Source organism: Mycobacterium sp. 48b (assembly GCF_048282725.1).
Taxonomy (GTDB): Bacteria; Actinomycetota; Actinomycetes; order Mycobacteriales; family Mycobacteriaceae; genus Mycobacterium.
The window spans coordinates 6419323-6443766 of record NZ_JBLVUL010000001.1 but is presented as its reverse complement, the minus strand read 5'-3'; the positions used below and the strand labels follow the sequence as shown (position 1 = coordinate 6443766).

Sequence of the window (24444 nt, the reverse complement as noted above, 5' to 3'; positions counted from 1 at the left end):
CGTTCGACACTCACTGCATGACCCCGTTTCGCGTAGGCATCATGGACCCGACCATCGCCGCACGGCCCACCGTGGACCTGTTCACCCGGGCCAACTACCTGAGTGCGGTCGCCGGAGGCGTCGACTCGTTCTGGGTGCCTGACCACCTCAACGCGCTGTTCCCCCGGTCGTTGTGGCAGCCGAAGTTCTGCGGCGGCGCCAAGATGCTGCCCTCGGCCGACGCCTACCTGGAGCCGTGGACGATGCTGGGTAATCTCGCCGCCCGCAACCGGGTCGCCCGGCTGCGGTTGGGGGTGGGGGTGACCGACACCGGCCGGCGCAACCCGGCCGTCACCGCGCAGGGTGCGGCGACGATGAACCTGCTCACGAAAGGCCGGTTCATCCTCGGCATCGGCGCCGGGGAGCGCGAGGGCAACGAACCGTACGGGGTGGATTGGGCGAAACCGGTGGCCCGGTTCGAGGAGGCGATGGCCACCATCCGGACGCTGTGGGATTCCAATGGTGAACTGGTCAACCGTGATTCGCCGTTCTTCCCGCTGCGCAACGCGATCTTCGACCTGCCCGCATACCGCGGACGCTGGCCCGAGATCTGGATCGCCGCGCATGGCCCGAGGATGCTGCGGGCCGCGGGCCGTTACGCCGACGGGTTCTTTCCCGCGTTCCCCCATGCGCCACAGGAGTATGCCCAGCGCCTCGAGGTCGTGCGGTCGGCGGCCTCCGACGCCGGGCGCGATCCGATGGCCATCACCCCTGCCCTCTGGCTCATGGTCGTGCCGGCGCGCACGCCCGACGACCTCGACGAGGCACTGGAATCGGCGGTCCTGAAGGCCGGTGCGCTGAACGCCCCCGACGATTTCTACGCCCGGCACGGTGCCCAGCATCCGCTGGGTGTCGGTTTCTCGGGCGCGCAGGACATCCTGCCCCAGGACTGGGACGAGGAGACGGCGCTGTCCTACATCAAGGCGGTTCCGACATCGCTGCTGCGGGAGATGTACCTGTGCGGCACGGTGGACGAGATCGTCGAGCAGGCGGCCCAGTGGCACCGTCACGGTGTCCGGTACCTGGTGCTGGCGAATGTCGGTCCGCTGCAAGGCAAGCTCCGCAGGGGTCTGACGTCGCAGCTGCTGTACAGCCAGGTCATCCGCAAGCTGAAGAAGCTGTGATCCCATGGGCGGATTGCAGGTCGGCCTGCTGGATCTGATCACCGCGAGCAGGCCGGCCGCGGACACCTTCACCCGCGCCAACTATCTCTCGGCGGTCGGGGCCCGGGTCGACTCCTTCTGGGTGCCCGATCATCTGAACGCGATATTCCCGCGCGCGTTGTGGCAGGAGAAGTATTGCGCCGCAGCGAAACTGGTTCCGTCGGTCGACGCATGCACGGAACCGTGGACGATGCTGGGGAAACTCGCGGCGCGCAACCGCCTCGCGCGGATGCCGCTCGGCATCTGTGTCACCGATGCCGGCCGCCGGAACCCGGCGGTCAGCGCGCAGGCGGCGGCCACCATGCAGCTGCTGACCAAGGGCCGTTTCATCTTCGGTATCGGACCCGGGGAGCGTGAGGGCAACGAACCGTACGGGGTGGATTGGGCGAAACCGGTGGCCCGGTTCGAGGAGGCGATGGCCACGATCCGCGCCCTGTGGGATTCGAATGGTGAACTGGTCAACCGTGATTCGCCGTTCTTCCCGCTGCGTAACGCGATCTTCGACCTACCGCCCTACCGGGGCAAGTTTCCGCCGATCTGGGTCGCCGCGCACGGACCCAGGATGTTGCGCATCGCCGGACGGTTCGGCGACGGGTTCTTTCCGGCGTTCCCGCACTCTCCCCAGGACTACGCCCAGCGGCTGGACGTGGTGCGCGGGGCCGCGTCCGACGCGGGCCGCGACCCCATGGCCATCACCCCGGCGCTGCTGGTGATGGTCGTGACGGCGCGCACCCGCGCCGAGGTCGACGATGCACTGGAATCCGAAGTGATGCGTGCGGGCTGCCTCAGTGCGTCCGACGAGTACTTTGCGCGGCGCGGTGCCGAGCACCCGTTGGGTGTGGGCTTCTCCGGAGGGCAGGACATCCTGCCCCAGGACTGGGACGAGCAGACCGCGCTCTCGCACATCAAGGGCATCACCCCTGACCTGATGCGGGACATGGGGCTGATCGGCACCCCCGACGAGGTCCTGGACCGGGTGGCCGAGTGGCGCGACTGCGGGGTGCGTCACCTGGTGCTGACCAACGGTGGCCTGATGCAGCGCAGTCTGCGGCGCGGTGTGGCGACGGTGCCGTCGTTCTACCGGGTGGTGCGCGGGATCAAGAAGCTCTAGAACACCCGGACCGCGCTCATGTCCTGATCTGTGGGGTGCATGGCATAGACGCCATCGCCGAGGTCACGAACACTGGAGAGGTGACGCGATCGGTGGTGATCCTGGGCTACGCCGGGGTGCAGGCCCTGGACCTGGCCGGGCCGTTCGACGTGTTCTCCACCGCCACCCTGGCGCTGGCTGCCCAGGGCAGATCAGACGACGGCTATGGCATCACCCTGACCGCCGTGGACGGCCGGCCGGTCGCCACGCTCACCGGGTTGGAGTTCGTCGCGGCCCCACTGCCCGACCCCCACGTTCCGATCGACACGATCGTCATCCCGGGCGGCATCGGTGCCGACGCCGCCCGGGCCAACCCCGACGTCGTCGACTGGATCAGCACCGCCGCGCGTCATGCCCGCCGTGTCGTCAGCGTCTGCACGGGAGCGTTTCTGGCCGCACAGGCCGGACTGCTCGACGGCTGCCCGGCCACCACCCACTGGTCCTCGGCCCGCCGGATGGCCGACGAGTTCCCTTCTGTGGCGGTCAATCCCGATCCGATCTTCGTCCGAAGTTCGGAGCGCGTATGGACGGCGGCCGGGGTGACGGCAGGTATCGACCTGGCGTTGTCACTGGTCGAGGACGATTGCGGCACCGACATCGCCCAGACCGTGGCCCGGTACCTCGTGCTCTACCTGCGCCGCCCCGGCGGTCAGACGCAGTTCGCCGCACCGGTGTGGATGCCGCGGGCCAAACGTGCCCCGATCCGTGCGGTGCAGGAGTTCATCGAGGTCGAACCCGGTGGGGCGCACAGTATTTCCGAGCTGGCCCGGCGTGCGGCGATGAGCCCACGACACTTCACCCGGGTGTTCACCGACGAGGTCGGCGAGGCGCCCGGCGCCTACGTGGAACGCATTCGCACCGATGCCGCACGCCGCCAGCTGGAGGAATCCGACGACACGGTCACCGTCATCGCCGCCCGCTGCGGGTTCGGCACCGCCGAGACCATGCGACGCAATTTTGTCCGGCGCCTTGGAATTTCGCCTGACCAGTACCGCAAGACTTCCTCGCACGCCAGGAGCAGAGATTTAACCGTTTGAAAGGAAGATCCATCATGCAGATCGCAATCGTGGTGTACCCCAGCTTCACCGCCCTCGACTTCATCGGGCCCTACGAGGTGCTGCGCAACCTGCCGGACACGGAGGTGCGGTTCGTCTGGCACGAGCCGGGCCCCGTCACCGCCGACTCTGGCGTGCTGACGGTGGGGGCCACCCACAGTTTCGGCGAAACCCCGTCGCCCGATGTGGTGCTGGTGCCCGGCGGGCCGGGCACCACCATGGCGGCCCGCGACGAAAAGGTGCTCGACTGGCTGCGTCAGGTGTATCCGGGGACCACCTGGATGGCCTCGGTGTGCTCGGGTTCGGTGGTGCTGGCCGCGGCCGGGCTGCTCGACGGGAAGCCCGCCACCTCGCACTGGTCGGTGTTGAGCGCGTTGAAGCTGATGGGCGCGACACCGGTGGGGGATCAGCGCATCGTGCGCGCCGACCCCGACGGCAAGGTGATCACCGCGGCCGGCGTCTCGGCGGGAATCGACCTGGCGATGTGGCTGGCCGGTCAGATCGGCGGTGAGGCGAAGGCCAAGGCCATTCAGCTGATGATCGAGTACGACCCGCAGCCGCCGTTCGATTCCGGGCACACGTCGAAGGCGAGCGCGGCCACCAAGGCCGGTGCCACCGCGCTGCTGAGCAAGGACATGATCAAGCCCGAACCGCTCAAGGCCGGGGTGCTGCTGGCCTGGGATCAGGCGATCCGAAGGGTGCGTGGGCGCCGCAGCGCGTGAGTGCCATCAAGTAGCGTCGGCCGGATGAACTTGGCTTATGACGACCGAGGCAAGGGCGTCCCCGTGCTGTTCATCGCCGGACGGGGAGGGGCTGGCCGCACCTGGCATCTGCATCAGGTCCCGGCGCTGCAGCGAGCCGGCTACCGCGTCATCACCTTCGACAACCGTGGGGTCGGCGCGACGGAGAACGCCGCGGGGTTCGGCACCGAGCAGATGGTGGCCGATACCGCCGAACTGATCGAGACGTTGGGGGCAGGCCCGGCGCACGTCGTGGGTGTGTCCATGGGCTCGTTCATCGCCCAGGAACTGATGCTGGCCCGGCCCGACCTGGTGCGCTCGGCGGTCCTGATGGCCACCCGAGGCCGTCACGACCGGGCCCGTGAGTTCTTCCGCGACGCCGAGCGGGACTTCGCGACCTCGGGCATGCAGCTGCCACCGAAGTTCGACGCCAAGATGCGGATGTTGGAGAGCTTCTCGCCCAAGACCCTCAACGACGACCGCCTGGTGCGCGACTGGGCCGAGATGTTCACCATGTGGCCCACCAAGCAGACCCCGGGCCTGCTCACCCAACTCGACGTCGCGCCCGTGGACAACCGGCTGCCCGCCTACCGGGCGATCACCGCGCCGGTGCTGGTCATCGGGTTCGCCGATGATGTGGTGCTGCCCGTCCATCTGGGCCGTGAGGTCGCCGACGCGATCCCCAAGGCGCGCTACGTGGAGATTCCTGACACCGGTCATCTCGGCTTCATCGAGAAGCCCGAGGCGGTCAACACCGCGCTGCTCGAGTTCTTCGCCGAACAGAAGTGACGGAGAACTGACGAATAAGGTGGAGTGGTGAACCCATCGACGGCACAGGCGCGCGTAGTCGTCGACGAACTCATCCGTGGCGGCGTCCGCGACGTGGTGTTGTGCCCTGGCTCGCGTAACGCCCCGCTGGCCTTCGCGCTGTCCGACGCCGACCGGGCCGGACGGATCCGCCTGCACGTCCGCATCGATGAACGCACGGCCGGCTACCTGGCCGTCGGGCTCGCGGTCGCCGAACGGGCCCCGGTCTGTATCGCGATGACCTCCGGTACGGCGGTGGCCAACCTGGGCCCCGCTGTCGTGGAGGCCAACTACGCCCGGGTGCCGTTGATCGTGCTCAGCGCCAACCGGCCCTACGAGATGCTGGGCACCGGCGCCAACCAGACCTTCGAGCAGCTGGGCTACTTCGGCACCCAGGTGCGGGCCAACATCAGCGTGGGTCTTGCACCCGATCTCACCGGGGGGAAGCCGGGCGAACTCGTCTCGCTCAATGCCCAGTGGCGTTCGGCGACCTGCCGGGTGCTCGCGGCGGCCACCGGATCGCGCACCGCCAACGCCGGCCCGGTTCAGTTCGACATCCCGCTGCGCGAGCCGCTGGTTCCCGACAGCGCCCACGGGGACGCGTCGATCCCGGGGCTTGTCGGCTCCTCGCACGAGCACTCGTCGGAAGGCCGCCCGGACGGCAAGCCGTGGACCTACACCCCGCCGGTGAGCTTCGACCAGCCGCTGGAGGTCGACCTCACACCGGACACCGTGGTGATCGCCGGACACGGCGCCGGCATCCACCCCAACCTGGCCGGGCTGCCCACGGTGGCCGAGCCCACCGCACCGCTTCCGCAGAACCCGCTGCATCCGCTGGCGCTGCGCCTCGTGCATCCCAAGCAGGTCATCATGCTGGGCCGGCCCACCCTGCACCGGCCGGTCTCGGCGCTGCTGGCCGATCCGGCGGTGCCGGTGTACGCGTTGACCACCGGCCCGCGCTGGCCCGACGTCTCGGGCAATTCGATGGCCACCGGAACCCGGGCGGTGACGACGGGAACCCCGGACCCGGCCTGGCTGGCCCGCTGCGCAGAGGTCAACCGGCACGCGCTGGCCGCGGTGCGCCAACAACTCGCGTCGCACCCGCTGACCACCGGCCTGCACGTGGCCGCGGTGGTCACCGACGCGCTGCGCCCCGGGGACCAGCTGGTGCTCGGGGCGTCCAACCCGGTGCGCGACGCCGCCCTGGTCGGGCTGAGCACCGAGGGCGTCAAGGTGCGGTCCAACCGCGGCGTGGCCGGTATCGACGGCACGGTGTCGACGGCGATCGGCGCGGCACTGGCGCATGATCGGGCGGGTGACGGGACCGAATCCCGGCGGACCATCGCGCTGATCGGAGACCTGACCTTCGTGCACGACAGCTCGGGGCTACTGATCGGGCCCACGGAGCCGACGCCGCGCAACCTGACGATCGTGGTGTCCAACGACAACGGCGGCGGCATCTTCGAGCTGCTCGAGCAGGGGGACCCGAGGTTCTCCGACGTGTCGTCGCGGATCTTCGGCACCCCGCACGATGTGGACATCGCGGCGCTGTGCCGCGCCTATCACGTGGAATGCGCGCAGGTGGAGGTCGACGCACTCGGCGCGGCGCTGGCCGAACCCTTCGACGGGATGCGGGTGCTGGAGGTGAAGGCCGACCGGTCCTCGCTGCGGGCCCTGCACGCGTCGATCAAGGCCGCCCTGTGAGGCCCACGCAGATCGCCGCGCGACTGCGGGCGATGGTGCAGCCGCTGATTCCGCATCTGTACGGCGAACCGACGGAGACGCGGTCGCAGCGGATCATCCGTCGGGTGCGGATCGGTGTGGTGATCGCCGCCTGCCTGGTCACGCTGCAGTCGGTGCTACTGGTGGTGGGTGCCTGGCGCAACGACCAGCAGATCGAGCGCAACATGGGGGTGGCCGCGGCCGAGGTGCTCAGCGCCGGACCGCGGCGCTCGACGATCGAGTTCGTGACGCCCGACCGGGTGACCTACCGCCCCGAGCTCGGCGTGCTGTACCCCTCCGAACTCGACACCGGTATGCGCATCTACGTCGAGTACGACAAGAACAATCCCGACCTGGTGCGGGTGCGCGACCGCGACGCGTCGCTGGCGATCATCCCGGCCGGGTCGACCGCGGTGGTGGGCTGGCTGGTCGCGGCCGCGGCGCTGACGTTGCTGGCGTTTCTGCAGCGACGGCTCAGCCGGGTCAGCTCTGCGGCGTAGCCAGCAGTTTGGTCAGCCAGTCAGGGTCGCTGGTGTCGACCACCTGCTCGCCGATCAGGTCGTAGATCGCCGGGGTGGACACCTCGTACTGGGTTTCGCTGAGCAGTTCGGCGTTGGCGTCGTTCAGCGCTTCGGAGTCGATGACCTGCTCTCCCGCGGCGATCTTGTCGGTCTGCTCGGCACCGACACCGCTCTCCGACGCCATCGCGGCGATCGCCTCGTCGGTCGGGCCGGGCGAACCCTCGGGGTCCTGGTGGCGCCACAGGTCCTGGACGAACGCCTGGAACGCGGTTCCCGTGGTGCTCGGGCCCGCGGCCAGGAACATTGCGTTGGCCACGTGCGCCGAATATTCGGTGCCCAGGCTGTCCAGGAAGGTCAGCGGCCGGTAGGTCACCGCGAGGCGGCCTTGGCCGACGGCCGCGGCGATGGCGTCGCCGGCCTCGTGCTGCAGGTGCGCGCACGCCGGGCACTGCGGTTCGGTGAAGAACTCGATCTGAGCGGGCGCGTCCGGATAACCGATCTGGATACCCCAGCCGTCCTCGATGATCGCGCTGCCGGGCTTGTCGCCGTTGGCCTGCGCGGCGCCGTCGACCAGCCGGGTGCAACCGGTGGTGGACCCCGCAACGAACACAGCCAACGTGGCCAGCATCGCTGCAGCAACGCGCGACAATCGCATGTCGCAACACTAGCCCCGCGCATCAGGTTTTAGCGTGTCGTATCCCCGGACGCTACCTAGGGGACAGGTGCCGCTGCGACCATTCGGATGTGCGCGTTGCAATCGTTGCCGAGTCCTTCCTCCCGAATGTCAACGGCGTCACCAACTCGGTGCTTCGGGTGATCGAGCATCTCCGCCGCACCGGCCACGAGGTACTCGTCATCGCCCCGGACACCCCGCGGGGTCAGCCGCCCGCCGACCGGGTGCACGACGGCGTGCGGGTGCACCGGGTGCCCTCCCGGATGTTTCCCAAAGTGACCTCACTGCCGCTGGGCGTGCCGCGTCCCCGGATGGTGAACGTGCTGCGCGGCTTCGATCCCGACGTCGTACACCTCGCATCGCCGGCGCTGCTGGGCTGGGGCGGTGTGCATGCCGCCCGCTACCTGGGTGTGCCGACGGTGGCGGTGTTCCAGACCGATGTCGCCGGGTTCGCCGAGAGCTATGGCGTCGGCGTCCTCTCACGTGCCTCCTGGGCGTGGACGCGCCGTCTGCACAGCAAGGCCGACCGCACCCTGGCGCCGTCCACCTCGGCGATGGAAAACCTTGAAGCCCATCGGATTCCCCGGGTCTTCAAATGGGGGCGCGGGGTCGACATCACCGGTTTCGCACCGTCGGCCCGCGATGAGCAACTACGGGCGGCATGGTCTCCCGAGGGCAAGCCGATCGTCGGGTTCGTCGGCCGGCTGGCGCCGGAGAAGCATGTCGAGCGGCTGGCCGCGCTGGCCGGGCGGGACGATCTTCAGCTGGTGGTGGTGGGCGACGGCGTGGACCGCGCCAAACTTCGAACAGTCTTGCCCACAGCCGTTTTCACCGGGGAACTGCACGGAACCGAACTGGCGGCGGCCTACGCCAGCATGGACGTCTTCGTCCACCCCGGGGAGCACGAGACGTTCTGCCAGGCGGTGCAGGAGGCGATGGCTTCGGGCCTGCCGGTGATCGCGCCCGACGCCGGAGGGCCCCGGGACCTGGTGGCGCCGTACCGAACCGGGCTGCTGCTGCCCGTCGGGGAATTCGAGTCCGCCCTGCCCGCATCTGTGGAACACCTGATCGCCGAGCGGGCGCGCTACTCGGTGGCCGCGCGCCGCAGCGTGCTGAGCCGCACCTGGCCCGCCGTCTGCGACGAACTGATCGGGCACTACGAGGCCGTACAGGGCCTACGGCAGCTGCGCGCCGCCTGATTGCCCTTCGGCCGCAACGCGGCTCAGGAGCGCAACCACTCCAGCAGATCGGCCATGATCGTGTCGGCCTGGGTGGTCGGCATGCCGTGCGGGAAATCGGGGTAGCTCTTGAGGGTCCCGTTGGGCAGCAGCTTCGCCGACAGCGGCCCGGAATCCGCGTACGGCACGATCTGGTCGTCTTCGCCGTGCATCACCAGTGACGGCAGGGTGATCTTCTTCAGATCCTCGGTGAAATCGGTCTGGGAGAAGGCCACGATCCCTTCATAGTGGGCCTTGGGGTCGCCCATCATGCCCTGGCGCCACCAGTTGGCGATGATCGCCTCGCGGGCAGGCTGCGGGGTCTTCTCCTGTTCGCGGTTGAAGCCGTAGAACGGACCCGACGGCAGGGCGCGGTAGAACACCGAGCGGTTGGCCGCCAACTGTGCCTGCAGATCGTCGAACACCGACTTGGGCAGACCACCCGGGTTGGCGTCGGTCTTGACCATCAGCGGCGGCACCGAGCTGATCAGGACCGCATGAGCGGCCCGGTCCAGCCCGTGCCGCGCCAGATAATGCACCAGCTCACCGCCGCCGGTCGAGTGTCCGACGTGGATCGCGTCGTGCAGGTCCAGGTGGTGCACCACGGCGGCGAGGTCGTCGGCATAGTGGTCCATGTCGTGGCCGTCGGCCACATGGGAGGAGCGTCCGTGGCCGCGCCGGTCATGGGCGACGACACGGTAGCCGTGCTGCAGGAAGAACAGCATGAACGTGTCCCAGTCGTCGGCGGACAACGGCCACCCGTGGCTGAACACGATGGGCTGGCCCGAACCCCAATCCCGGTAGAAAATCTCGACATTGTCAGAAGTCGTGATCGTCGGCATGGGCTCAACGGTACGCCCGTGCGAGGTTTGCTGGCGGGGTTCGCCGCCTCGTTTTCTGCTGAGCCGCCAGCCACGGAATGAGGCCGCCGGCGAGTACATGCCGGATCTGCCGTGGTGAAAGGCGGTGGCGCACCGTGAAGGACGTGGCGCGCGTGGTGTTGGTCACCATGATCGGTTGTCCGCCGGCCAAATCCCGTCGCAGATCACCAAGGACGAGTTGGTCGTCCTGCGCCACCGCGTCGTAGTCGGCGGGATCGACGAATTCCAGTGCGAGCACACCGAAATTGGCGAGGTTCTGCCAATGGATCCGCGCGAACGATTTGGCGATCACCGCCTGCAGTCCGAGGTAGCGGGGTGCGATCGCGGCGTGCTCACGTGACGAGCCCTGCCCGTAGTTCTCGCCGCCGACGACGATGTGCCCCGATGGCGTGGATTGCGCGCGTTGCGGATAGGTCTCGTCGATCTGGGTGAAGCTGAACATCGCGAGTTTGGGGATGTTCGACCGGAACGGCAGCGCACGTGCACCCGCCGGTGAGATCTCGTCGGTCGAGATGTTGTCGCCGACCTTGAGCAGAACCGGTGCCTCGATCACATCGGGCAGCGGTGTCAGGTCGGGAAGGCTGGAGATGTTGGGGCCTTTGACGACGTCGACGGCGCGGGCCTGCTCGGGCGCCGCGGGGGCGACCAGCATGGCCGTGTTGACGCTGAAATGGGTGGGCAGATCAAGCTCCGGGTATTCGATCCCGTTGTCGGCGGCCCACTGCCGCGGATCGGTGATGACCCCTGTGATCGCCGACGCCGCAGCGGTTTCCGGTGAGCACAACCACACCGAATCCTCTTTGGTGCCGGACCGGCCGGGGAAGTTGCGGGGCATTGTCCGCAGCGAGTTGCGGCCCGTGGCCGGGGCCTGACCCATGCCGATACAGCCCATGCAGCCGGCCTGGTGGATGCGTGCCCCGTTGATGACGAGCTCGGTCGTGGCGCCCATCCTGGTCAGGTCGGTGAGGATCTCGCGGGAGGTGGGGTTGACGTCGAAGCTGACCTGGGGCGAGGTCTGGTGGCCGTGCACCATGGCCGCGGCGATCGCGAAGTCCCGCAGGCCGGGGTTCGCGCTGGAGCCGATGACGACCTGGGCGACGGGTTCGCCTGCCACCTCCGATACCGGGACGACGTTGCCGGGTGACGACGGTCTGGCGATCAGCGGTTCGAGTTGTGTGAGGTCGATGACCTCGTCGATGTCGTATTGCGCTCCCTCGTCGGCGACGAGTTCCGCCCAGTCGTCACCGCGATCCTCGGCGGTGAGGAACTCGCGTACCGCGTCATCGCTGGGGAACACGGTGGTGGTCGCCCCGAGTTCGGCGCCCATGTTGGCGATGACATGTCGGTCCATGGCCGACAGCCCGGCCAGACCGGGGCCGTGGTACTCGATGATGCGGTTCACCCCGCCCTTGACGTCATGGCGGCGCAGCATTTCGAGGATGACGTCTTTCGCCGAACACCATTGCGGCAGTTCGCCCTCCAAACGGACACCCCACACTTCGGGCGCGCGGAGGTGCAGCGGCTCGCCGGCGATGGCCAGTGCCACTTCGAGGCCGCCGACACCGATCGCCAGCATCCCCAGCGACCCGGCCGCGGGGGTGTGGGAGTCCGAACCCACCATCGTCTTGCCGGGTATGCCGAAGCGCTGCATGTGTGTCGGATGCGAGACCCCGTTGCCGGGTTTGGAGAACCACAGCCCGAAATGTTGCGCCGCGGTCCGCAGGTACTCGTGGTCCTCGGCGTTCTTCTCGTCGGTCTGCAGCAGGTTGTGATCGACGTACTGAACGCTGACCTCGGTGCGGGCGCGATCGAGCCCGAGCGCCTCGAGCTCCTGCATCACCAATGTTCCCGTGGCGTCCTGGGTCAGCGTCTGGTCGATCCGGATGGCCATCTCGTCCCCGGGTGTCATCGACCCGGAGACGAGATGGGACCCGATCAACTTCTGTGTGACGCTCTCCGGCATCCACCTAGCGTTCCCGCGTGCCGACCCCCCGAAACCGGCTCACCTTCCTCGCATCGGGAACGTCAGCCCTGGGCGAGCACCGACACCGGCTGCCACTGCTCCCACGTCGCCAGCCGGTTCTCGTAGTCGGCCTTGGCCAGCTGCAACGGCAGTTCGCCGAAGAACACCCGCAGCGGCGGGTTTTCGGCGTCGACGATCTTGAGCACCGCCTCGGCCGAGGCCTTGGGATCGCCGGGCTTGGCGCTGCGCTGCGCCCGGGCGCGTTGCGCGGCCTCGCGGGCCTCGTCGTAATCGGCAAGCGGGGCAGCATGTCTGGCCGAGGATCCGGCCCAGTCCGTGGAGAAGCCGCCCGGCTCGATCAGCGTCACATGGACACCGAACGGAGCCACTTCGGCGGCCAGGGACTGTGAGAACCCTTCGAGCGCCCACTTGGACGCGTGGTACATGCCGACCAGGGGAAACGCGGTGATGCCCCCGATCGAGGACACCTGGATGATGTGACCGCTGCCCTGGGCGCGCAGATACGGCAGCGCGGCCTGGGTGACCCACAGCGCGCCGAAGACGTTGGTTTCGATCTGATCGCGGGCGTCGGACTCCGACAACTCCTCGATGAACCCGAACTGGCCGTAGCCCGCGTTGTTGACGACGACGTCCAGCCGGCCGAACCGGTCGTGGGCCTGCTCGACGGCGGCGAAGTCGGCGTCGCGGTCGGTCACGTCCAGCCGGATCGGCAGCAGCGCGTCGCCGTACTTGTCGGCCAGATCGGTCAGCGTCGCGGTGTCGCGCGCGGTGGCGGCGACCTTGTCGCCGCGGTCCAGGGCCGCGATCGCCCACTCACGCCCGAAACCCCTCGATGCACCGGTGATGAACCACACTTTTTCGCTCATGATCAACCCTTCGACTTTTCGTTCCCTGCGGTTCAAGGCGTCGCGTGCACCCGCCCATTCCCGCACCATCCGACTTGCAGGAAGTCCACAGGGAGTGCCGACCGGGCGCCAGGGTTTCGGTCACTGTCAAGGTATTGGCCGCCGCCCGGTAGCGTCAGCACTGTGAGTCGAGCGAGCCTGGAGAAGAACCCCCACGAAGTGGCATCGATGTTCGATGCCGTGGCGCGACGCTACGACCTGACCAATACGGTGCTGTCGCTCGGGCAGGACCGGTTCTGGCGCCGGCAGACACGTGCGGCGCTGGGCATCGGCCCCGGCGACAAGGTGCTCGACCTGGCCGCGGGCACCGCGGTGTCGACGGTCGAGCTGGCCACCTCGGGTGCCTGGTGCGTGGCCGCGGACTTCTCGGTGGGCATGCTCGCCGCGGGTGCATCGCGCCCGGTACCCAAGGTGGGAGCCGACGCCACCCGGCTGCCGTTCGCCGACGGCGTGTTCGACGCGGTCACCATCAGCTTCGGGCTGCGCAACGTGGTCGACCATGTGGCGGGTCTCCGCGAGATGGCCCGGGTCACCCGGCCCGGCGGCCGGCTGGTGGTGTGCGAGTTCTCGACGCCGACCAACCGTGCGTTCGCCACGCTCTACAAGGAGTACCTGATGCAGGCGCTGCCGCGGATGGCCACCGCGGTGTCGAGCAACCCCGATGCCTATGTGTATCTGGCCGAGTCGATCCGGGCCTGGCCCGATCAGGACGAGCTGGCCCGGCGCATCGGCGAGGCCGGCTGGTCACAGGTCAAGTGGCGCAACCTGACCGGCGGCATCGTGGCACTGCACGCCGCCACCAAGCCGTCCCCCTGACGCACCGCGAGCGTGCGTGTCTGCTGCCCGGCACGCCGTGAATCGCCGACAGTCTGCGCACGCTCGCGCACGCCGCCCGGTGAAAATTGAGGTAGTCGACTACCCCAGATCTGTCGGGTTCCAGCGCTTTACCCTTCGGTCACGTCCACGAAGGGGAGACATGATGGCCGGAATCATCACGCCGGAATCGTTTGAGACCGAAGAGATCATGAACATTCCGGTGGCGAGCAGCGGAACCCAGTGCCGGGTCATCTCGGGCTACGCCAATTTCTTCGACAAGAGCAACACCAACGTGTACGGCGCGCCGATCGGGCTCGGACCGCCGCCGGGAAGCAATGTCCTGGACCCACTCCCGCTCAGCGGCGACTTCTACCCGAACGACGACGACAAGACGTGGAGAACGCACGAGGTGCACATGGAGGTCGGTCCCCCGTGGCGCAGCGTGCGCGATGTTTCACCGATCGTCGCCGTGGCGGGATTCTCGTTCAAAGACAACGATTCGGCTGATGCGTCGGGAACCGAAATCCGGAGCTGCACATGGGATACCGTCGGGCTGACCGGTGACCAGAGCAACCTGGAACGCATCCGCCTCAAGGTCGATGTCCGAATGTGCGGCGGCGCCGACTACTCGATAATCAAACTCGCGTATCACCTGGTGGCGGTGGGCAGGTAGCCAGTTCAGCGCCGAGCGTCGGCGACCAGCTTTGTCGACTGCGGCCCGGTCACCCCTCAGGACAGGGCCCGGCTCATCACCGCAAAACGTCGCAGCGAGCGCCGATCTCCGGCACTGACCTCGATGCCCGTCAACTCGGCAGCCCGCGGATGCTGCATGGCCCGGATCGCCCGGCGCGGCACGGCCCGCGGCCACCAGTCCGTCGGCGCGAACATCTGCCGGCGAAACGGCTCGAAATGCTCGCCCGCGGACAACCGGGTCCGGCACTCGTGCTCGAAGTATTCGCGGAAGTCGGGCCAGCTCGCCGGCATCGGTCGGGTGGAGATACCGTAGCGCCGGTACCACGCACAGCACTCCTGGTAGAGCTGCTCGTGTTCACCTTCATCCAGTGTCCGGATGAAGGTATTGACCATCATCACAAGGCTTTCCACGTAGGTGGCGTGCTGGAAGTGGAAGATGTCGGGGTTCAGCGCGTGGTATTTCTGCCCGTCCGGGTCGCGGCCCTTGACCTCCTCGTGGGCGAACCGGATGTAGGGCCGCATGTCGACTTCGGTGAAGGCGATCCTGATCGCCTGGGTCACTGTGCGCTTGTGGTGCAACCAGACCCGCCGGTGCAGCAGCGCGTGCTGCGAGATCCCGGTGGCGATCGTCGGATGCAGTGACTGCAGGCAGACCGCCCTCGGTAGGACGAACAGAAACCGCCGGTCCCGGAGATACTGCGACAGCAGCGTATCCGGGCCCAGCTGGGTGGCCGCCCCGCTCAGATCAGGGCTTTCTTGCGGCGGATCCGGCGGCGCAGGTCCTTCAGCAGCACCGCATAGTTGCCGGTGCGCAGGGACTTCGGTAGGAAGCGGTTGACGAACGCCACGAACAGGAACAGATGCTCGAAGCGGCGCCGGTCGGTCTCGGTCCACTCCAGTTCCATCGCATCGCGGAACACCGGCGCCAGGAAGCCGATGGTCAAGAACCGCAACAGCGGTGCCAGCATCATCCGCATCGGCCAGTTGATCATCCGCAAATCCACCAGGACCATGAGGTAGTCCCGCACGAACGGGGTCATCTCGACGCGTTCGCAAGCGGTGTTCCAGTACGCGTCGAAGTCGGCCCGCGTGGCCGGCCACATCTCCTCGAGCACCTGCAGCGTCGTGCCGATGGTCATGGCGCTCTGGTAGAAGCCCTCGGCCTGCTCCTCGGTCATCGTGCCGTAGAGCAGCTGATGGGTGTCCTCGTAGAAGATGAAAAGGCAGGCCGCCACCCACAACTGCAGTTCACGGTTGAACGCGTTGTACTTCACCGGGCTGTCCTCGGTGGACCGGACCTGCCGGTGCGCCACGTTGACGGCCTCGCGATACGCGGTCCTCTCCTCGTCGGTGCCGAGGATCGCCACGGTCAGATACTGGGCCGTGGTGCGCAGCCGCTTCCACGGGTGATGCACCAAACTGCCTGATTCCAACCGGCTTTCGGCCACGCCGTAGCCGACCTCCGGCCAGCTCATCTGCATGATGACGTTGGCGGCCGCCCCGGCAGCGGACCAGAAGTCCAGCGCGTCGGAGAGGTCGACGTTCTTCTTCCTGATCCACCGCGGCACCCGCTGGGTGACCGTGATGCGGGTCTCGGCAGTGGTCAACCGCGGCTCGGCGGCCAGATCCACATATGTCGCTGGCATGGGACTCCTCTCAGGGGCGAACTATGGCGAACAGTCGGGTTACACGGTCTGCACGTCGTCCACGATCCAGCGGTCGCCGCTGCGCACGAGCTTGACCACCATCCGGTACTTCTGATTGCTGCCTTGTGGCGCAGTCACGTTGGTGACGTGTTGGTCGACGAACGCGACGACGGTCGCGGTGCCGCCGTCGAGCGAGTCGACGACGACGTGATCGGCCGTTGCGGTCGCGACGCCCTTGCTGGTCACCACGATGTCGCGGAGCGCCTTGACCATCTCGTCGTACTTGGCCGCGAACCCGGGGGTGGAGTTGGCGACGATGTGCTCACGGTTGGCGTCCATCTTCTGGTAGTCGAATGCGGCCATCGCCACCAGATAGTCACGCGACATCGCCACGGCGTCGGTGCGCAGGGCATCGTCTCGGCGGTGCTGGTATTCGCCGAGCGACAACACCACCAGCGCGGCCGTGGCGGCGACGGCCAGCAGCGCGACCAGGCCCGCCACGAGCCGGCGCTTGAGCCGGCCGGGCGCGGCGATTTCGGACTCGGCCTCTGCCTCCGCAGTGGGCTCCTCGGCTTCGTCTGTCGTGTCTTCTTCGGGGTCCTCCAACGTCAGCACCGATTCGCTGCGGTCGTCATCGTCGGATTTGCTCACTGTGGGCCACCTTTCAGGATGCTGCGCCATTTGTAGGCCAGCTGGGCCAGGGTCGGGATCTTGACCGGGTCACTGACCACCTCGGGTCCGATCGGATGTCCGGGGGTCTGTGAGTTCTGCAGGCCGAGATCGTTGGGTCGGGGTGCGTTGACCGCGCCCCGCATCAGCATGTCGGGTGCGGGTGGGCAGTACATCACCAGGTTGGGTTCTTTCGCGCTGACATCGCCGATGGCCCGGCGGTCGACGTCGTAGTTGCACACCGGCCCCTGGGTGGCGATCAACGAGAAATCCGCCCGGGTCTGGCCGGTGGCGTCCAGCTTCACGATGGAGGTCAGATCCTGCAGGCCCTTGGGGATCGTGGTGAGCCCCGTCTGCAGTGAGTCGGTGCGGTCCCCGATGATCGGGGTGACGGTGGCCAGGTTGGCCAGGGTTGCGCCGAAAGTGCCCTGATAGGTGTCCAGAACCCGCTGCAGGGATTTCAGCGCGGCCGGTGAACGGTCGGTCATGTACAGGAACGCCGGGCCGCTGCCGTCGAGCTGGTTGGCCAGTCGTGCGCTGGCGCCCATGCCGCGTACGAAGGGATCGCCCTGGCCGGCCATGGTGGTGACCAGTTCCGCGGTGCCCTCGATCAGCGGCTGCAGCTGGCCGGTCTGGTTGTGGATGCGGGTGGACATGTCCGACGCGTTGTCGATCAGCATGGCCAGATCGGGGCCCAGCCCGTCGAACGCGTTCGACAGTTCGGTTCCGACCGACTGAACTGCCTGGGTGTCAATGCCTTTCACCAGCTGGGCGGTGTCGCCCATGATCCGGTCCATCTGGATCGGCTGGCGGTCGGCGGGTGCGGCGATGGTGTCACCGGAGGCCAGGTACGGCCCGGCGTCGGACTGCGGCATGATGTCGACGCTCTGGATCCCCGCGGCGGTACCCATTCCGACGGTCAGGATCGCATCGCGCGGGATCCGGGTGTCCGGGTCGATCGCCAGCCGCACCATCGCGGTGCCGTCGGGTGTGAGCCACACGTCGTCGACGGTGCCGACCTGTACGCCGCGCACCGTGACGCTGGTCCCTGCGGTCAGGCCGAATGCGTCGGTCATCGTCGCGGTCAGGGTCATCGGCGTCCGGAAGCCCTGCGGCCCGGCCACATAGCGGATACCGAACGGGATGACGATCGCGGCGATCACCGCGAAGATCGCCAGCTGAACCACTACCAGGCGTCTCAATTCAGTCCTCCCGACAGGAACCCCTCCAGGGCGACGTCCCCGGTGATCGGGGTGCCGTTGACGATCAACCCTCCGGTCAGCAGTTTGTCGATGGTGCCCGGAATGTCCAGCGCGCCATCGAACATCAGGTAGTCGCCGTGGACCGAGTTGCCGAACTTCTCCAGGAAGCTGTTCATCGCGGTGAGCATCCCGCCGAGCCGGTCGTTGAAGGTGCCCATCATCCCGACGACGGTGCCTGCGTCGGTCACCATGGTGTTGAGGTCGGTCGACGACAGCACGCTGTTGGCGGTGGCGGCCAGCGCGGTGGTCGAGGAGAACAGCGTCTGCAGCTTGGCGCGCTGCACATCGAGCATCGCCACGACCTTCGGTACCGCGTCGAGGTATCCGGCCACGGTCTTCTGCTCGCTGCTGAACTGTCCGGTGATGTTGGCGGCCAGGCTCATCGCCTGATCGAACTCGCCCTGGTGTTCGGAGGCCTTGGCGGCCAGCAGCGACATCGAGTCGATCAGTCCGCGCACCTTGTCCGCCCGCCCGGCGAACGCCTTGTCCAGTTCGGTGACGATGGTGGCGAGCTGGTCGACGCCGCTGCGGGACAGCAACGCGCCGAATGTGGCCAGCGCACTTTCGATCTGCGGCCCGAGCTCGGTGTGGCTGGGCGGGATCACGTCACCGTCGCGCAGCGCGCGCTGGGGCGCGAGCTGTGCACTGCTGAGCCGGACGAACGGATTGCCAAGGGCCGAGGGCAGTTCCACGCTGGCAACGGTCCCGGAGTCCAGCCCGTCGGCGTCGGCCAGGCTCAGCTGCACCGAGGCTCCCGAGGCGGCCAGGCTCATCCCGCTGACCCGGCCCACCACCTTCTGTCCGTTGCGGACGTCGGCTCCGATGGTGATGCCGTCCGCGGTGGGCAGCACCACCGTGACGGCCATGGCGTCGGTGGGGGAGGTGCGGCCCAGCGGCAGGTCCTGAATTCCGATCTCGCTCACCGCCCATACGCCGGCAGCGGCCACGACTATCGCGCAGCCGGTGGCGACACCGGTCAGGGTGGGGCGGGGCAGGGTTCTACGCATCACCGTTCACCTCGGGTACTTCGGGTTCGGCGCCGGGGCATTGCCGGTCACCGCGGACACGATGCCCAGCGGGTCCGACCGGCTGATCGGATAGGAGATCGGGTTGGTGATCCCGGCGCCCACGCACATCGGCAGCATGTTGCGGTCGCAGAAGTTCTGCGCCGCGGCGAACTGGCTCAGCACCGTGGACACGTTGAGCCGGATCCGGCCGCGCCGGTCCTGGCCGACGGTGTTGGACAGGTTCTGCATCATCAGCGGCACCAGGTCCATGAACTCGGCCAGCTGCGGCTGCTTGGCCGTCAGCACGTCGCCGACGGCGTTGAGGTTGGCCGCGATGGTGCCGAGGTCGTCGCCGTGCTGGGAGACGAAGGTGTCGACCTGGTTGAGCACCACCTTGAGATCGGCCATGGGCTGGGCGATGTCGACGTTGGCGTCGGCCCAGCTGTCGCCGACCTGGCCGAGTTCGTCCACCATCTGGTTCAGCGACACCTGACGCTGGTTGAACGCGGCCATCAGGGTGCTGAGGTTGTCCACCACCGCACCGATGTCCTCGGCGCGGGCACCCAGCACACCGCTGGCGGCGCTGAGGTTGCGCATCGCGGAGTTGAACAGCTTGCCCTGGTCGTGCCACTGCTCGGCGCCGCGGGTCAGCACCGCACCGATGTCGCCCTGTTGCGGGCCGATCGCCGAGGTCAGCGTGCTCAGGCTGCCCAGCATGCTGTCGAAGGTGATCGGGGAGTGGCTGTGGTCGGCGCCGATGACATGCCCGTCGGCCAGGGTGGGGCCCGACCCGCTGTAGGCCGGGCCGAGTTCCACACTGCGGTCACTGATCAGCGCCGGGCTCACCACGTAGGCGTCCGGTTCGGCGGGCAGCGCGACGTCGTCGGGCAGGGTCATGGTGACCCGCACCGTGGTGCCCTGCGGTGTCACGGCGGTGACGCGACCGACCGGCACCCCGAGCACGGTGACCTTGCTGCCCGGATAGATGCCGTTGATGTAGCCGAAGTCGGCGTGCACGGTGCGCGCCCGGTCGGTGCGGCCGAACACGTACCAGCCGCCGGCCACCAGGCACGCGGCCACGAGGATGGCGAGCACAGCTTTACGTTTCATCGGCACTCCCGTTGAACGTTGAGGAAGCACAACAGGTTGTCGGGCATCACCACGGACGGCGAGTTGACGTCGGCCCAGTTGCCGTTTCCGGTGGCGTTGGTGACCGCGCGGATCGCCGGCGGCATCTTCTGCAGGGTCTGGTCGATCTTGTCCACGTTGGCTTTCAAGGTTCCGGTGACCGCGGTCAGGCCGGCGATCAAACTGCCGAAATCGGCCTGCTTCTCGGTGTAGATCGCGGCCAGGTGCCGCATGATCGCGGTCAGGTTACCGACGATGTCGGTCAGGGCCTGACGACGTGCGGCCAGCGACGACACGATGTACTGCGCGTTGGCGGCGGTATCGGCCAGTGAATCCGTCTGGTGGGACAGCATTTCGGTCATCGACCGGCTGATCCGCAGGATCTCGTCGATCTTGTCGCCGTTGTCGGCGAAGGCCGAGCTGGCCGCGCTGATCCCGGCGAGCGCCTGGCCGAGCTCGGTGCTGTTGCCCGGCATGGTCTCGGCCAGGGTGTTCATCATCGCCGTCAACGGCTGCTGGTCGACGTGCTCGGCGGTGTCGGCGGCCTTGCGCCCCACCTCGTCGAGGCTGTAGGGAACGGTCGTGCGCGACAACGGAATGACGTTGGAGTCCATGCCGTTTATCGTTCCGGCCGGCATCACGTCGAGGAACCGCTTGCCCAGCACGGTCCGTAGTCGCACCGTCACCGTGGTGCGGTTCCCCAGGGCCTGGGCCTTGTCCAGCCGGAAGCCGACGCGCACCCGGTCGCCCGCCAGGCCCACGCCCTCCACCCGTCCGGCAGGCACTCCGGCGACGTAGACCGGATCACCGCCGCTCAGTCCGCTGGCGTTGGCCAGCTCGGCGACGTACGCGTTGGTCCGCACGTGGTAGACGGCTCGGGGAATCCCGATCGAGACCACCATGATCGCGATCAGGGTGATGGTGCCGATCATGCCCAGCGCCAAGGGGATTGACGGGTTGTGCTTGCGTTGATCTTTGACGAAGAGGAAGATCACCGCGCCGACGAAGAGGTCGATCAGTTTGACGAGGAACATCTACTGACACACCTCGGAATGCGTGTAGCCGAAGATGTTGGCTTCGTGGCTGCGGATCTTGAGGGTGAAGTTGCACAGGTACAGGCTGACGAACCCGCCGTAGCTGGAGGTCCGGTTGATCGCATCGCCGAACTCCGGCAGCCGCGCCAGCAGCGTGGTGAATTGCTCGGTGTTGGGCTGCCAGGTCTGCAACATGGTGTTCAGGTTGGTGATGGTGTCTCCGTAGGCGGCGCTGGAGTTGTTGACCGTGTTGGCCAGAGTGGCCAGCACGGCATTGCCCTGGTCGATGAGCATCTCGAACTGCCGGTCCCCGGAGGTCACCGCGGCACTGAGCCGGTTGAGCCCGGTGAGCATCTGCTCCAGCTGCGGCTGACGGGTGTTCATCGTGTGCATCAGGGCTGACAGGTTGTCGATCAGCTGGGTGAAGATGGTGGAGTTCCCCGCCAAACTCGATGTCATGGCGGCGATCTGGGTCAGCAGCGTCGTCAAGGTCTGCGCCTGACCGCTGAAGGTCTCGACGAATCCCCGGGTCAGGGTGTTGACCTGCTCGGGGGCCAGCGCGTCGAACAGTGGCTTGAACCCGTTGAGCAGCGCGGTCAGATCCACCGCCGGAGAGGTCTGGGCCAGGGGGATGACGCCCCCGGCGGCCAGCCTGGCCGGCGGTTCGTCGGTGGACACGTCCATGATGGCGCCACCCGGATCGGACAGGGCCACATAGCGCGCACCGAGCATGTCCCCGTAGCGCACCGCTGCGGTGACGTTGCTCGTTAGGGTGAAATCGGAGTTGACCTCGATGTCGACGTCGGCCCGGCTGGTGCCGTCGGCGTTGGGCGCGAACCGGATCGTATCCACTCGTCCGATCCGAATGCCGTTCATGGTCACCGGGTTTCCGACGTTGAGGCCCTCGACGCTGGTGAACTGCGCCTGGTAGGTGACGGTGCTCCCGCGCACCGGTACCGACAGGGTGTTGATCACCAACACGGCGCTGAGTATCCCGGCCGTGCCGAAGGCACCCACCTTGGTCCACGACTGCCACCGGCCGTTGCGGTTCATGAGACCTGCACTTCCGTGCCGCGCACCAGCGGGCCCAGCATGAGCACCGTGGCGATGTTGGGCTGGGTCGAAGGGGCGCCGGCAGGGGGAACCAGTTCATCTTGCAGGACCGCCAGCGCATGGGCCTGGCCGTCGGCGTCGACGACCGCTGACGCGGGCGCAGCCTCGGGACTCGATGGAGCCGGCGCGACCGAAGGCTCACCCGGAACTGCTTCGGCTGGAAGTGGTTCCGTGGGTATGGGTGCGGACTGCGGAAGTCCGGGCCCAGGGGGCAGGAACGAGTTCGTGGGCATGTGCGGGGCCGGTGCGGTGAACGGCGTGACCGGCAGGTCGGCGGCCGGGCGGGCCAGCACGTCCGCCGGCTGATCCGGCACCACACCCGACGGAGCCGATTCGGCGCAGCGGGCCCCCTGGGTGGTGCCGTAGACCGGACAGTCCTGCATCGAGTACGGCATCGGTCCGGCGAAGGTCGCCACGGCGGTGATGTTGAACTTGCCCGTCGCGAACACCTTGGCTCCGGCCTCACCGAACGACTGGGCGCCGGCCAGGGTGTCGACCAATCCCAGGGGCTGGGCGGCCGTGGTCGCCATGATCTTGCCTGCCGAATCCACCACGGTGATCAACTGCTCGCGATGATCGGACATGAACGAGGTGAGCACCGAGGAGAACCGGGCGAAACCGTCGATGGCCGAAGCGAACTTCTTCTGGTCGTCGACCATCCGGTTGGACACCGACGTCGCCGCCGACAGCGTCGAGATGATGTCGGGGGTGGCGGTGTTCAGCGAGGCCATCACATCCCGGAATTGCGGTGTGGTGTCGAGGAATCGCACCAGCGACGGGGTCAGCACCTGCGCGCTGGCGCTCAGGTTGTCGATCGTGGTGCCCAGTTGGGTGCCGCGGTTGCGCAGCGACTGGCTGATCGCGGTCAGGGCGGTCTGCATGCGCTCGGGTTTGATCTGCGAGAACAGTTCGACGATCTTGGTGAACACGTCGTAGAGCGCCATCGCGTCGGGGCTGTCGTCGATCGCCACGGTGTCACCCGGCTTCAGGCCGGTTGCCGACCGGTTGCCTTGCGGATCGACGAGTTGCAGGTAGATGTCGCCGAAGAAGGTGCGGGGCACGATGCGCGCGACCGCCGAGGACGGGATGATGCCAAGGCTGTCGGGTTCGATCGCCAGCCGGACCCGCGAGGTGCGGGTGCCCGACTCGATGTCGGCGATGCGCCCGACGTTCACACCGTGGTAGCGGACCGGGGATCCGCCGGTGATGAGTCCGGCCGACACCGGAACGCCGACGAACACGTCGGCGCTGCGTTCCAGATGTCCCGAGGCCCGGGCCACCAGGACGGATGCCACGGCCATCGCCACGGCGGCCGCCGCCAGCCCGCGCAGCGCCAGTTTCGCCCGGCTGGGTTCGGCCGACCTGCGGGATCTCTTGAGGCGCTTCACATTCCCATCCCAGGAATCTCGGGGACCAGGCCCCACAGCGCGAAGGTCAGCAACACGTCGAGGATGCCGACCGCGAGGATCGCGGTGCGAAGCGCCCGGCCCGCGGCCTGGCCCACCCCGGCGGGTCCGCCCGAGGCGAAGTAGCCGTAGGTGCAGTGCACCAGTGCCACCACGATCGCGAAGACGATGGCCTTGATCCCGGAATAGAGGAGGTCTCGCGGCCCGAGAGCCAGATGGAAGAAGTAGTCGTAGGTGCCGGGGGAGGCGCCGTTGAAGATCACCACCACGGTGCGCGTGGACAGGTAGCTCGCCAGCAGCCCGATCATGTAGATCGGGATGACGCAGACCACCGAGGCCAGCACGCGGGTGCCGACCAGGTAGGGGATCGAGCGCAGCGCCATGGCGTCGATCGCGTCGATCTCGTCGGAGATCCGCATGGCCCCGATCTGGGCGGTGAATCCCGTCCCGACCTTGGCGGCCAACGCGATTGCCACCACCACGGGCGCCAGTTCGCGGGTGTTGGCGATCGCGGCGAGCATGCCCGAGAGGGTGTTCATCCCGACCAGGTCCAGGCCGCGCTGGGTCTCGACGCCCAGCATCATGGCCGCGGCCAGCGACATGGCGAACACGATGCCGATGGTTCCGCCGCCCGACAGCAGCGAGCTGGTGCCGAAGGTGACCTCGCCGATCTGTCCCAGGGTGTGCTTGCGGTAGCGCACCAGGGCGTACGGCAGGGAGCCCAGGACCTTGGCGTAGAAGGTGACGTGTTGGCCGGCGACGGCGAGTGCGTCGTACCCGGCGATCGCCGGACGCGAAATTCGGTGCAGGGCA

The 24444-nt window shown here is 67.7% G+C and carries 24 protein-coding genes; 10 read left to right on the top strand and 14 right to left on the bottom strand.

The window, feature by feature from the left end:
* The first annotated feature begins 17 nt into the window (after window positions 1–17).
* The 7 genes from ACNQR1_RS31480 (at window position 18) to ACNQR1_RS31450 (ending at window position 7176) form a co-directional block, all read left to right on the top strand.
* Window positions 18–1163 (top strand): LLM class flavin-dependent oxidoreductase, encoded by a 1146-nt coding sequence (locus tag ACNQR1_RS31480; protein ID WP_418049451.1) that lies wholly within the window; start codon window positions 18–20, stop codon window positions 1161–1163.
* Window positions 1164–1167: 4 nt separating this feature from the next.
* A complete protein-coding gene (locus ACNQR1_RS31475; protein WP_418049450.1) occupies window positions 1168–2313 on the top strand; it encodes an LLM class flavin-dependent oxidoreductase in 1146 nt (381 codons plus the stop codon).
* An 80-nt stretch (window positions 2314–2393) separates the two neighbouring features.
* Complete coding sequence (locus tag ACNQR1_RS31470) at window positions 2394–3389, top strand: GlxA family transcriptional regulator (protein ID WP_418049449.1); 996 nt, start codon at window positions 2394–2396, stop codon at window positions 3387–3389.
* Window positions 3390–3403: 14 nt separating this feature from the next.
* Entirely contained in the window at window positions 3404–4129 is a 726-nt protein-coding gene (locus ACNQR1_RS31465; protein WP_418049448.1) for a DJ-1/PfpI family protein, read from the top strand.
* Between the two features lie 24 nt (window positions 4130–4153).
* Window positions 4154–4936, top strand: a complete 783-nt coding sequence (locus ACNQR1_RS31460) for an alpha/beta fold hydrolase (RefSeq protein WP_418049447.1) — start codon at window positions 4154–4156, stop codon at window positions 4934–4936.
* A 27-nt stretch (window positions 4937–4963) separates the two neighbouring features.
* Window positions 4964–6658 carry a 2-succinyl-5-enolpyruvyl-6-hydroxy-3-cyclohexene-1-carboxylic-acid synthase gene (gene menD / locus ACNQR1_RS31455; RefSeq protein ID WP_418049446.1) on the top strand — a complete coding sequence of 565 codons (1695 nt, stop codon included), beginning with the start codon at window positions 4964–4966 and terminating at the stop codon, window positions 6656–6658.
* Between the two features lie 32 nt (window positions 6659–6690).
* The gene (locus ACNQR1_RS31450; RefSeq protein ID WP_418050573.1) at window positions 6691–7176 is read left to right on the top strand and encodes a DUF3592 domain-containing protein; all 486 of its coding nucleotides are present in this window, start codon (window positions 6691–6693) and stop codon (window positions 7174–7176) included.
* On the opposite strand, the gene ACNQR1_RS31445 is transcribed toward ACNQR1_RS31450, so the two are convergent.
* Complete coding sequence (locus tag ACNQR1_RS31445) at window positions 7160–7852, bottom strand: DsbA family protein (protein ID WP_418049445.1); 693 nt, start codon at window positions 7850–7852, stop codon at window positions 7160–7162. The genes ACNQR1_RS31450 and ACNQR1_RS31445 overlap by 17 nt on opposite strands.
* Window positions 7853–7941: 89 nt before the next feature.
* Here ACNQR1_RS31445 and ACNQR1_RS31440 point away from each other — a divergent pair, with 89 nt between their 5' ends.
* Window positions 7942–9069 carry a glycosyltransferase family 4 protein gene (locus ACNQR1_RS31440; protein WP_418049444.1) on the top strand — a complete coding sequence of 376 codons (1128 nt, stop codon included), beginning with the start codon at window positions 7942–7944 and terminating at the stop codon, window positions 9067–9069.
* Window positions 9070–9092: 23 nt separating this feature from the next.
* Here ACNQR1_RS31440 and ACNQR1_RS31435 read toward each other — a convergent pair whose 3' ends face one another.
* The 3 genes from ACNQR1_RS31435 to ACNQR1_RS31425 all read right to left on the bottom strand — a co-directional run bounded on the left by ACNQR1_RS31435 (window position 9093) and on the right by ACNQR1_RS31425 (window position 12818).
* Window positions 9093–9929, bottom strand: a complete 837-nt coding sequence (locus ACNQR1_RS31435; protein WP_418049443.1) for an alpha/beta fold hydrolase — start codon at window positions 9927–9929, stop codon at window positions 9093–9095.
* Between the two features lie 4 nt (window positions 9930–9933).
* Window positions 9934–11931 (bottom strand): aconitate hydratase, encoded by a 1998-nt coding sequence (locus ACNQR1_RS31430; protein ID WP_418049442.1) that lies wholly within the window; start codon window positions 11929–11931, stop codon window positions 9934–9936.
* 62 nt (window positions 11932–11993) lie between these two features.
* The gene (locus ACNQR1_RS31425) at window positions 11994–12818 is read right to left on the bottom strand and encodes an SDR family oxidoreductase (RefSeq protein ID WP_418049441.1); all 825 of its coding nucleotides are present in this window, start codon (window positions 12816–12818) and stop codon (window positions 11994–11996) included.
* 162 nt (window positions 12819–12980) lie between these two features.
* Between ACNQR1_RS31425 and ACNQR1_RS31420 the strand changes: the two genes are divergently transcribed.
* Both ACNQR1_RS31420 and ACNQR1_RS31415 read left to right on the top strand, forming a co-directional pair.
* Window positions 12981–13673, top strand: coding sequence for a demethylmenaquinone methyltransferase (locus ACNQR1_RS31420; protein ID WP_418049440.1), 693 nt, complete (start codon window positions 12981–12983; stop codon window positions 13671–13673).
* A gap of 163 nt (window positions 13674–13836) precedes the next feature.
* Entirely contained in the window at window positions 13837–14346 is a 510-nt protein-coding gene (locus ACNQR1_RS31415) for a hypothetical protein (RefSeq protein ID WP_418049439.1), read from the top strand.
* Between the two features lie 56 nt (window positions 14347–14402).
* Here ACNQR1_RS31415 and ACNQR1_RS31410 read toward each other — a convergent pair whose 3' ends face one another.
* Genes ACNQR1_RS31410 through ACNQR1_RS31365 form a run of 10 tightly spaced genes read right to left on the bottom strand, consistent with a single transcriptional unit; the run spans window position 14403 to window position 24440 of the window.
* Window positions 14403–15071 carry an oxygenase MpaB family protein gene (locus ACNQR1_RS31410; protein ID WP_418050572.1) on the bottom strand — a complete coding sequence of 223 codons (669 nt, stop codon included), beginning with the start codon at window positions 15069–15071 and terminating at the stop codon, window positions 14403–14405.
* Between the two features lie 35 nt (window positions 15072–15106).
* Window positions 15107–16012 carry an oxygenase MpaB family protein gene (locus ACNQR1_RS31405; protein WP_418049438.1) on the bottom strand — a complete coding sequence of 302 codons (906 nt, stop codon included), beginning with the start codon at window positions 16010–16012 and terminating at the stop codon, window positions 15107–15109.
* A 39-nt stretch (window positions 16013–16051) separates the two neighbouring features.
* Window positions 16052–16663 carry a mce associated protein mas1a gene (locus tag ACNQR1_RS31400; protein ID WP_418049437.1) on the bottom strand — a complete coding sequence of 204 codons (612 nt, stop codon included), beginning with the start codon at window positions 16661–16663 and terminating at the stop codon, window positions 16052–16054.
* Window positions 16660–17883, bottom strand: a complete 1224-nt coding sequence (locus ACNQR1_RS31395; RefSeq protein ID WP_418049436.1) for an MlaD family protein — start codon at window positions 17881–17883, stop codon at window positions 16660–16662. The genes ACNQR1_RS31400 and ACNQR1_RS31395 overlap by 4 nt, the downstream gene beginning before the upstream one ends.
* Window positions 17880–18950: an MlaD family protein gene (locus ACNQR1_RS31390; protein WP_418049435.1), complete on the bottom strand. Its 1071-nt coding sequence runs from the start codon at window positions 18948–18950 to the stop codon at window positions 17880–17882. The genes ACNQR1_RS31395 and ACNQR1_RS31390 overlap by 4 nt, the downstream gene beginning before the upstream one ends.
* A gap of 6 nt (window positions 18951–18956) precedes the next feature.
* Window positions 18957–20060, bottom strand: coding sequence for an MCE family protein (locus ACNQR1_RS31385; RefSeq protein ID WP_418049434.1), 1104 nt, complete (start codon window positions 20058–20060; stop codon window positions 18957–18959).
* The gene (locus tag ACNQR1_RS31380; RefSeq protein ID WP_418049433.1) at window positions 20057–21112 is read right to left on the bottom strand and encodes an MCE family protein; all 1056 of its coding nucleotides are present in this window, start codon (window positions 21110–21112) and stop codon (window positions 20057–20059) included. Before ACNQR1_RS31380 ends, ACNQR1_RS31385 begins: the two co-directional genes overlap by 4 nt.
* A complete protein-coding gene (locus tag ACNQR1_RS31375; protein WP_418049432.1) occupies window positions 21113–22165 on the bottom strand; it encodes an MCE family protein in 1053 nt (350 codons plus the stop codon).
* On the bottom strand, window positions 22162–23613 hold the full coding sequence (locus ACNQR1_RS31370) for an MCE family protein (protein ID WP_418049431.1): 1452 nt from the start codon (window positions 23611–23613) through the stop codon (window positions 22162–22164). Before ACNQR1_RS31370 ends, ACNQR1_RS31375 begins: the two co-directional genes overlap by 4 nt.
* Window positions 23610–24440 carry an MlaE family ABC transporter permease gene (locus ACNQR1_RS31365; protein WP_418050571.1) on the bottom strand — a complete coding sequence of 277 codons (831 nt, stop codon included), beginning with the start codon at window positions 24438–24440 and terminating at the stop codon, window positions 23610–23612. The genes ACNQR1_RS31370 and ACNQR1_RS31365 overlap by 4 nt, the downstream gene beginning before the upstream one ends.
* Window positions 24441–24444: the final 4 nt, after the last annotated feature.